This window comes from Streptomyces hirsutus, from assembly GCF_001418415.1.
Classification (GTDB): Bacteria; Actinomycetota; Actinomycetes; order Streptomycetales; family Streptomycetaceae; genus Streptomyces; species Streptomyces hirsutus.
Window position 1 is genome coordinate 1 of record NZ_LIQT01000385.1, and the last position, 7864, is coordinate 7864.

A 7864-nucleotide genomic window follows, 5' to 3' on the forward strand; every position below is an offset into this window, starting at 1 on the left:
CCCTCCCGCTCATCGGTCCCGTTTCTCCGTCGCGTCCGTCGCGTCCGTCGCACCCTTCGCCCCCGCCGGCACCAACTCCTCCTCCTTCTCGCCCCCTCCGGGCTCCGGACTCCGGCCGGGCAGGAACAGGGCGACGACGATCGCGCCGAGCGCCGCTACGCCCGCGCCGCACAACGCCGTGACGTGCATGGCGTGCAGGAACGCGTCGTTGGCCGGACCGGTCAGGGCGTCCCCGCGCGGCCCGAGCCGGGCCGCGGCGCCCAGGGTGGCCTCGATGGACTCGCCGGCGGCGTGCCGGACGCCCGGCGGCAGCAGGACGAGCTTGTCCTCGATGTGCGTGCGGTACGCGGCGGAGAGCACCGAGCCGAGGACGGCGATGCCGAGGGCGCCGCCGACCTGGCGGAAGGTGTTGCTGAGCGCGGAGGCCGAACCCGCCTTCTCCCGCGGCAGCGTCTGCATGATCACGACGCTGACCGGCGTCATGACGTTCGCCATCGCGGCACCCATCAGGAAGAAGATCACCTCAAGGATCCAGATCGGCGTGTCCGATTCCAGGACCGCGAACGCGCCCAGCATCGCCGCCAGGAGCAGCATGCCGCCGGTGGTGGTCGCCCTGTTGCCGAAGCGGTCCACCAGCAGCCGGGCCCGCGGCGCGAAAATCATCTGTGCGGCGGCCAGCGGCAGCATCAGCAAGCCGGTCTCGAGCGGCGAGTATCCGCGCACGCTCTGGGTGTAGAACACGGCGAAGAACGTCACACCCAACAGTGCGAAGAAGACCAGCGCGATCGCGACGATCGAGGCCGAGAAGACCTTGTTCTTGAAGTAGGCCATGTCGATGGACGGATGGGTGCTGCGCTTCTCGACCACCACGAACGCGGTGAGTACGGCGAGCCCGGCGCCGACGGTCGTCAGCACCGTGGGGTCGGTGAAGTCGGCGAGCTGGCCGCCCTTGATGATGCCGTAGACCAGCAGGACCAGGCCGGTCACGGACAGGACGACGCCGAGGGGGTCGATCCGGCCGGGGGCCGGGTCGCGGGAGTCCGGCACGAGCCACAGCATCAGGGCGAGGGCGGTCAGCACGATCGGCACGTTGACGAGGAAGACCGAGCCCCACCAGAAGTGGGCCAGGAGCAGTCCGCCGGTGACCGGGCCGATGGCGATGGCGAGGCCGACCCCGCCCGCCCAGATGCCGATGGCCTTCGGCTGTTCGTCGCGTTCGAAGACGTTCATCAGAACGGCGAGGGTCGCCGGCATGACGAAGGCGGCGCCCAGGCCCATCACCGCGCGGAAGCCGATCAGCTCCGCCGGGGAGCCGGAGAACGCGGCGAGCGCCGAGCCCAGGCCGAACACGGCGAGGCCCCCGAGCAGCACTTTCTTGCGGCCGAGCCGGTCGCCCAGCAGACCCGCCGTGAACAGCAGGCCCGCGAAGACGAGCGTGTAGGCGTTGATCGCCCACTCCAGCTCGCTCTGGGTGGCGCCCAGACCGGTGGGGGCGGGTGTGGAGATCGTCTTGATGGCGACGTTCAGGATCGAGTTGTCCAGGACGACGATCAGCAGGCTCAGGATCAGCACGCCGAGGATCACCCAGCGGCGCCGGTGCACGTGTTCCGGTATGCGGCGGTCGGGGGCGGCGGCGGGGGAAGTCATACGGCCACCGTAGGACCGTTTCGAAACGGCACCGTCTCGTATCGGAATTCTTTTGCCGAGACCTTGCCGGGGCGTTGCGCCGCCTTTCGGTGGAGACCGTCCCCTGGCACCGACTCGCGCGAGGTGCCACCATGGTGGGGATCCGGGGACGCCGTCAGGGTGCCTCGAGATGACGTGTTAGGAGCCGTTGCAATGACGCAGCTTTCGGCTGCCCCGACTGGCAGGCCAGTCCCCTCCGACGGCAGCAAGGCGCTGTACGGAGGCAAGGGCACCCGCCGTATCACCGTCCGCGACATCGCCCTCGCCAAGGAACGCGGCGAGAAGTGGCCCATGCTCACCGCCTACGACGCGATGACCGCGTCCGTCTTCGACGAGGCCGGCATCCCGGTCATGCTCGTCGGCGACTCCGCGGGCAACTGCCACCTCGGGTACGAGACGACCGTCCCTGTCACCCTCGACGAGATGAGCATGCTGTCCGCGGCCGTGGTCCGCGGCACGAGCCGCGCCCTGATCGTCGCCGACCTGCCCTTCGGCTCGTACCAGGAGGGGCCGGTGCAGGCGCTGCGCTCGGCGACCCGGCTGGTCAAGGAGGCCGGGGTCGGCGCGGTCAAGCTGGAGGGCGGCGAGCGCTCGCACCGGCAGATCGAGCTGCTGGTCGAGTCCGGCATCCCGGTGATGGCGCACATCGGTCTCACCCCGCAGTCCGTGAACGCCATGGGCTACCGCGTCCAGGGGCGCGGCGAGGAGGCCGCGCAGCAGCTGCTGCGGGACGCCAAGGCCGTGCAGGACGCGGGCGCCTTCGCCGTCGTCCTGGAGCTGGTGCCGGCCGAGCTGGCCGCCGAGGTGACCCGGACGCTCCACATCCCCACCGTCGGCATCGGGGCGGGGCCGCAGACGGACGCGCAGGTGCTGGTGTGGACCGACATGCTCGGGCTGACCGGCGGCCGGGTACCGAAGTTCGTGAAGCAGTACGCGAACCTGCGTGAGGTCATGGGCGGCGCGGCGAAGGCGTTCGCCGAGGACGTCGTGGGCGGAACGTTCCCGCAGGAGGAGCACTCCGTCCACTGAGCAACCACCGGAGCAGCGCGATGGCGCTGCCGCTGAGCCAACGCCGCACATGACGGGCCCGCCGACTTCCCCCATCGGCGGGCCCGTCCCCTTTTTGCGCCTAAGCCGGCGCCGCTTTCGCGGAGGTGGTGGCTCGCCGTCTTGGTTGCTCAATTGGTGGTTGCGGTGGTCGTCGTGGGGGGGGGCGGGGGCTCGGCTGCCGGCCGCGTCGGCACAGTGCTTCTTCGGCACGCCCCCGACAGCCTCCCGACAGCCCTCTGTCGGGAGGCTGTCGGGGGTTTGTCGGTGGGGGGTGCGAGAGTCGGGGCATGACGCGAAACGACAACGACTCCGGTGGCGCGGGCAGCGCCGTCACCGTGCGGGGGCTGGTCAAGCACTACGGCGGGACCAAGGCACTGGACGGTGTCGACCTGGAGGTGCGCGAAGGCACCGTGATGGGGGTTCTCGGGCCGAACGGCGCCGGCAAGACCACCCTCGTGCGCATTCTCTCCACCCTGCTCGCCCCGACCGCGGGCGAGGCCACCGTCGCCGGGTACGACGTGCTCCGCCAGCCCCGGCAGCTGCGCCGGGTGATCGGGCTGACCGGGCAGTACGCCTCCGTGGACGAGAAGCTCGCCGGCTGGGAGAACCTGTACCTGATAGGCAGGCTGCTCGACCTGTCCCGCAAGGAGGCCCGCGGCCGCGCCGACGAGCTGCTGGAGCGGTTCTCGCTCACCGAGGCGGCCCGGCGGCCGGCGGCCACGTACTCCGGCGGTATGCGGCGCCGGCTGGACCTGGCCGCTTCGATGATCGGCCGGCCCGCGGTGCTGTTCCTCGACGAGCCGACCACGGGACTGGACCCGCGCACCCGCAACGAGGTGTGGGTCGAGGTCAAGCGGCTGGTCGGGGACGGGGTGACCGTGCTGCTGACCACCCAGTACATGGAGGAGGCCGAGCAGCTCGCCTCCGAGCTGACCGTCGTGGACCGCGGCAAGGTCATCGCGAACGGCGGCATCGAGGAGCTGAAGGCCAAGGTCGGCGGCCGCACCCTGCGGATCCGCCCGGCCGATCCGCTCCAACTGCGCCCGCTCGCCGCCGCACTCGACGAACTGGGCATCACCGGGCTCGCCACCACCACCGTGGACTCCGAGCGGGGGGCCGTCCTGGTCCCGATCCTCAGCGACGAGCAGCTGACCGCGGTGGTCGGCGCCGTCACCGCGCGGGGGCTGACCCTCGCCTCCATCACCACCGAACTGCCCAGCCTGGACGAGGTCTTCCTGTCGCTCACCGGCCACCGCGCCAGTGCCCCGCAGGACACCGAGGCCGCCGAGACCCGTGAGGAGGCCGCCGCATGAGCTCCGCGACATCCGAGAAGACCACGCCGACGGCTACGACAGCCGCGAAGACCGCGACGACCGCGAAGACCGACCCCGCTCCGGCCGGGGCGGGGTCGGCGGGCGGGCCGGCCGGGACCTCCCGCGCGAGCGCCGCGGACGGCCGTATTCCGCTGCGTTCCCATCTGCGCCACACCAGCGCCCTGGTCCGCCGCAATCTGCTGTGGATCCGGCAGGACCCGGAGTCGATGTTCGACGCCGTGCTGTTCCCGATCGTGTTCACCCTGCTGTTCGTGTACGTCTTCGGCGGCTCGATCGGGCAGTCGCTGGGCGGCGGGCAGGACGCGTACGTGCAGTACATCGTGCCCGGCCTGATGGCCATGATGGGCATGAACATGGCCATGGGGGTGGGGACCGGCTTCAACCAGGACTTCAACACGGGTGTCATGGACCGTTTCCGGTCACTGCCCATCGGCCGCGGCTCGGTGCTGTTCGCCAAGATCGCGGTCGAGGTGCTGCGCATGCTGATCGCCACCGCGATCCTCCTGGTCGTCGGTGTCCTGGTCGGCTTCGACATCACCAACTGGCCGGGGCTGTTCGCCGCCGTGGGGCTGGCCGTGCTGTTCGGCTCGGCCCTCATGTGGATCTTCATCACGCTGGGCGTGGCGATGAAGAACGCGCAGTCGGTGCAGGCGATGGGCTTCCTGGTGCTGATGCCGCTGCAGTTCGGTTCGTCGATCTTCGCGCCGACCCAGTCGATGCCGGGCTGGCTGCAGACCTTCACCTCCGTCAACCCGCTGTCCTCGCTGGCCGACGCCGCGCGCGGCCTGATGGTGGGCGGCCCGGTCGCGGACGACCTGTGGCTGACGGTGGCCTGGTCGGTGGGGATCACGGCGGTGATGGCTCCGGTCGCCATCCACAAGTTCCGTACGAAGAGCTGATCCCGCGTCCCCGCGTCCCCGCGTGACGGGTCAGACCAGGGCGGCGGCCTCCTCCGGGGAGAGACGGCCGCCCTCCGCGTACGCGGTCTCGTACGCCGTGTCGCCGAGGGTGTCCCGAATCCGCCGCTCGGCCAGGTCGCGCACCTCGCGCTCCATGCGCCCGGCGACGTGACCGGGCGGCAGCGAGGCGTCGGCGGCGCCGAGGCAGCGGGCCGCGTCGCGGGCGCGCCGCCCGTGGTCCACGGCGGCCAGGGCCGTGGCGGCCATGTGCAGGTGCGCGGCGCGCATATGGGCGGCGATCGCCAGGGTCAGCGGGTTGTTCGACTGCTCGAGCGCCGCGCGGATCGTGCCCAGCGCCCGTTCGTCGTATCCGTCGACGACATCGAGCCAGCCCTCGGCACCGAGGATGAACGCGTCGAAGACGACGTAGTGCGCGATACGGAACTCCTCGCGCAGCATGCGCAGTTGATCCCGGGCCTCGGCGGTGCGCCCGGTCAGGCCGAGCCAGCCGGTCAGGAAGAGCCGGGCTGCGGGCAACGCCGGCTCGTGCCCGCCGCCGCGCCGGTCGATGACGTCGCGCAGCAGCCGTTCACCGCGCTCCTCCTCGCCCGCCTCCAGCAGCACGCCGCCCAGCCGCGCGGTGAGCACCGCCGTCTGGGCGTGGGCGCCGAGACGGTCGGCGTACCCGATCGCCACCTCGTAGTCGGCGGCGGCGAGCAGGCACTCACCGCGCCGTTCGCGTGCCTCGGCACGTGCGGAGAGGGCCTCGGCGGTGCCCCAGGCGTCACCGAGACGCCGGTAGATCTCCAGGGCCTCGTCCGCGTCGCGCAGCGCGTCGCCCGCCCAGTCGCTGCGGTTGGCGAGGAAGTTGGCCCTGATCTGCAGATTGGAGGCCAGTTCCCAGTCGAATCCGGGTGTCTGCCGGCAGGTGCGGACGGCGTCGTCGACGACCGCGCGCAAGGTGTTCATCTCACCGATCAGCATCAGGGCGAACGCCCAGAACGTGCCGGGCGGGCGGCAGGTCTGCGGCTGGCCGGGCTCATAGGTCGCGGCGATGATCCGCAGCCTGTGCTGCGCCTGCGGTGTCATCCAGTCGTCCAGCTCCGTGTCCATGCACGCCATGTGGGACAGGTGCACCCCCCGCCGGGCCTCGGCGAGCACCTCGTCGGTCATCGGCGGCGGGGCGTCGGTGCAGCGCTGCCACAGGGAGGGGACGGGGCGAACCGGTTCGGTGAAGGGGTCCGGGCCCAGCGCCATCACCTCACGGCACCAGTTCCGGGCCTCGATCCGCTGGTCGCGCATCTGCCAGTACCAGGTCAGCGACAGCGCCAGGCACAGTGCCTCCTGCTCGTCGCGGGCGGCGACGGCGTGGCGCAGCGCGGTGCGCAGGTTCTCGTACTCGCGCTCCAGTCTTTCGATGGCTGCCAGTTGGTCCGGCCCGCGCAGCAACGGGTCGATGGTGCGGGCGAGTTCGCGATAATAAGTGAGGTGGGCGCGTTCGGCACCGGTCCGCTGTCCGGCCTCGTCGAGCCGTTCGGACGCGTACTCGGCGACCGTCTCCAGCAGCCGGTAGCGCATCTCTTCGCCGACCGCGCGGTCGCCCGAAGGGGCCGCCACCACGAGGGATTTGTCCACCAGTGAGCCGAGTGCGTCCAGGACGGCGGGCCCGCACACGGCCTCGGCGGCGGCCAGGTCGCAGCCGCCCGCGAAGACGGAAAGCCGCCGCAGGACGTCCCGTTCACCGTCGTCGAGCAGGTCCCAGGACCAGTCGACGACGGCCCGCAGGGTCTGCTGGCGAGGCCGGACGGTGCGGCTGCCGGAAGTGAGCAGCCGGAAGCGGTCGTCGAGCCGGTCGGCGATCTGGCGCGGGGTCAGCATCCGCAGCCGGGCGGCGGCGAGTTCGATGGCGAGGGGCAGCCCGTCGAGCCGGTGGCAGATCTCCGCGCACGCCTCCGGGTCGTCGTCGACGCGGAAGCCGGGGCGGGCGGCGGCCCCGCGGTCGGCGAGCAGCCGCAGCGCGACCGGTTCCGGCAGCGGTTCCACCGGACGCAGCACCTCTCCCGGGACACCGAGGGGTTCACGGCTGGTGGCGAGCACGGTGAGGCCGGGGCAGCGTTCGAGGAGCGTCTCGACCAGTCGGGCGGCGGCGTCCACGACGTGCTCGCAGTTGTCCAGGACGAGCAGCATGCGCCGCCGGCCGCAGTGTTCGGCGAGACGGTCCACGGGGTCGTCGCCGCGTTCGGTGGCGGCCCGCATGCCTTCGGCACCGGCGCCGTACAGCACGGTCTCGCGGGCGCCGACGGCGGTGACCACCGCCTCGGGGACACCGGCGGGGTCGTCGACCGGGGCGAGTTCGGCGACCCGGACGCCGTCCCGTACACGGTCCAGGAGTCCGTCCTGCGCGCGGGCCNNGCGGGCCGGAAGTCCGTCCCGGGCCGCCCCTTCACCGTCGCCGTGGTGCGCGGCGGCCGCCCGCAGGAGGGTTTCGGCGGCCTCCTGCGACAGCCGGGTCTTCCCGGCCCCGCCGGGACCGAGCAGGGTGACCAGGCGGGCCGAGGCGAGATCGCCCCGGATGGCCTCGAGGTCGGCCTCCCGGCCGACGAAGGAGGTCAGCCGGGCCCGCAGGCCGCCGGGCGGGAGCGGGTGCGGGATGCCGTCGGGCTGGGAGGCCCAGGTGGGCAGGGAGGCGCCGGTGGGCTGCCGTGTTCCGGACGCTCCCGCGTCCTCGGGCTGGGGCACCGATGCGGGCGCCGCCACCGCGTCGGGTCTCAGCAACTCGGCGTGCAGGGAGCGCAGTTCGGTGCCAGGGTCGGAGCCGAGACGGTCGGCGAGCAGCCGGCGTACGTCCTCGTAGGCGGCCAGCGCCTCGGCGGCGCGGCCGGCGTCCCGCAGGGC

General features: G+C 72.2%; 5 protein-coding genes and 1 pseudogene. 3 read left to right on the forward strand and 3 right to left on the reverse strand.

What is annotated here, in order from left to right; translation table 11 throughout:
* Positions 1 to 9: 9 nt before the first annotated feature.
* A complete protein-coding gene (locus AOK11_RS26965) occupies positions 10 to 1647 on the reverse strand; it encodes an MFS transporter (RefSeq protein ID WP_055596321.1) in 1638 nt (545 codons plus the stop codon).
* 192 nt (positions 1648 to 1839) lie between these two features.
* Between AOK11_RS26965 and panB the strand changes: the two genes are divergently transcribed.
* The 3 genes from panB (at position 1840) to AOK11_RS26980 (ending at position 4969) form a co-directional block, all read left to right on the forward strand.
* Positions 1840 to 2715: a 3-methyl-2-oxobutanoate hydroxymethyltransferase gene (gene panB, locus AOK11_RS26970; RefSeq protein WP_055596322.1), complete on the forward strand. Its 876-nt coding sequence runs from the start codon at positions 1840 to 1842 to the stop codon at positions 2713 to 2715.
* A 308-nt stretch (positions 2716 to 3023) separates the two neighbouring features.
* Positions 3024 to 4049, forward strand: coding sequence for an ATP-binding cassette domain-containing protein (locus AOK11_RS26975; protein ID WP_055596323.1), 1026 nt, complete (start codon positions 3024 to 3026; stop codon positions 4047 to 4049).
* On the forward strand, positions 4046 to 4969 hold the full coding sequence (locus AOK11_RS26980; protein WP_240497504.1) for an ABC transporter permease: 924 nt from the start codon (positions 4046 to 4048) through the stop codon (positions 4967 to 4969). Before AOK11_RS26975 ends, AOK11_RS26980 begins: the two co-directional genes overlap by 4 nt.
* A gap of 30 nt (positions 4970 to 4999) precedes the next feature.
* Here AOK11_RS26980 and AOK11_RS26985 read toward each other — a convergent pair.
* Together AOK11_RS26985 and AOK11_RS45395 are read right to left on the reverse strand one after the other, a co-directional pair.
* The coding region (locus tag AOK11_RS26985) for an ATP-binding protein (RefSeq protein WP_240497505.1) at positions 5000 to 7379 on the reverse strand (2380 nt) is incomplete at its 5' end.
* Positions 7380 to 7381: 2 nt separating this feature from the next.
* Positions 7382 to 7864, reverse strand: a pseudogene (locus tag AOK11_RS45395) (BTAD domain-containing putative transcriptional regulator); the annotation flags it as partial.

Coding starts and splice junctions, on each gene's coding strand:
- AOK11_RS26965 (WP_055596321.1), bottom strand. CDS start 1,647: ATGACTTCCCCCGCCGCCGCCCCCGACCGCCGCATACCGGAACACGTG.
- panB (WP_055596322.1), top strand. CDS start 1,840: ATGACGCAGCTTTCGGCTGCCCCGACTGGCAGGCCAGTCCCCTCCGAC.
- AOK11_RS26975 (WP_055596323.1), top strand. CDS start 3,024: ATGACGCGAAACGACAACGACTCCGGTGGCGCGGGCAGCGCCGTCACC.
- AOK11_RS26980 (WP_240497504.1), top strand. CDS start 4,046: ATGAGCTCCGCGACATCCGAGAAGACCACGCCGACGGCTACGACAGCC.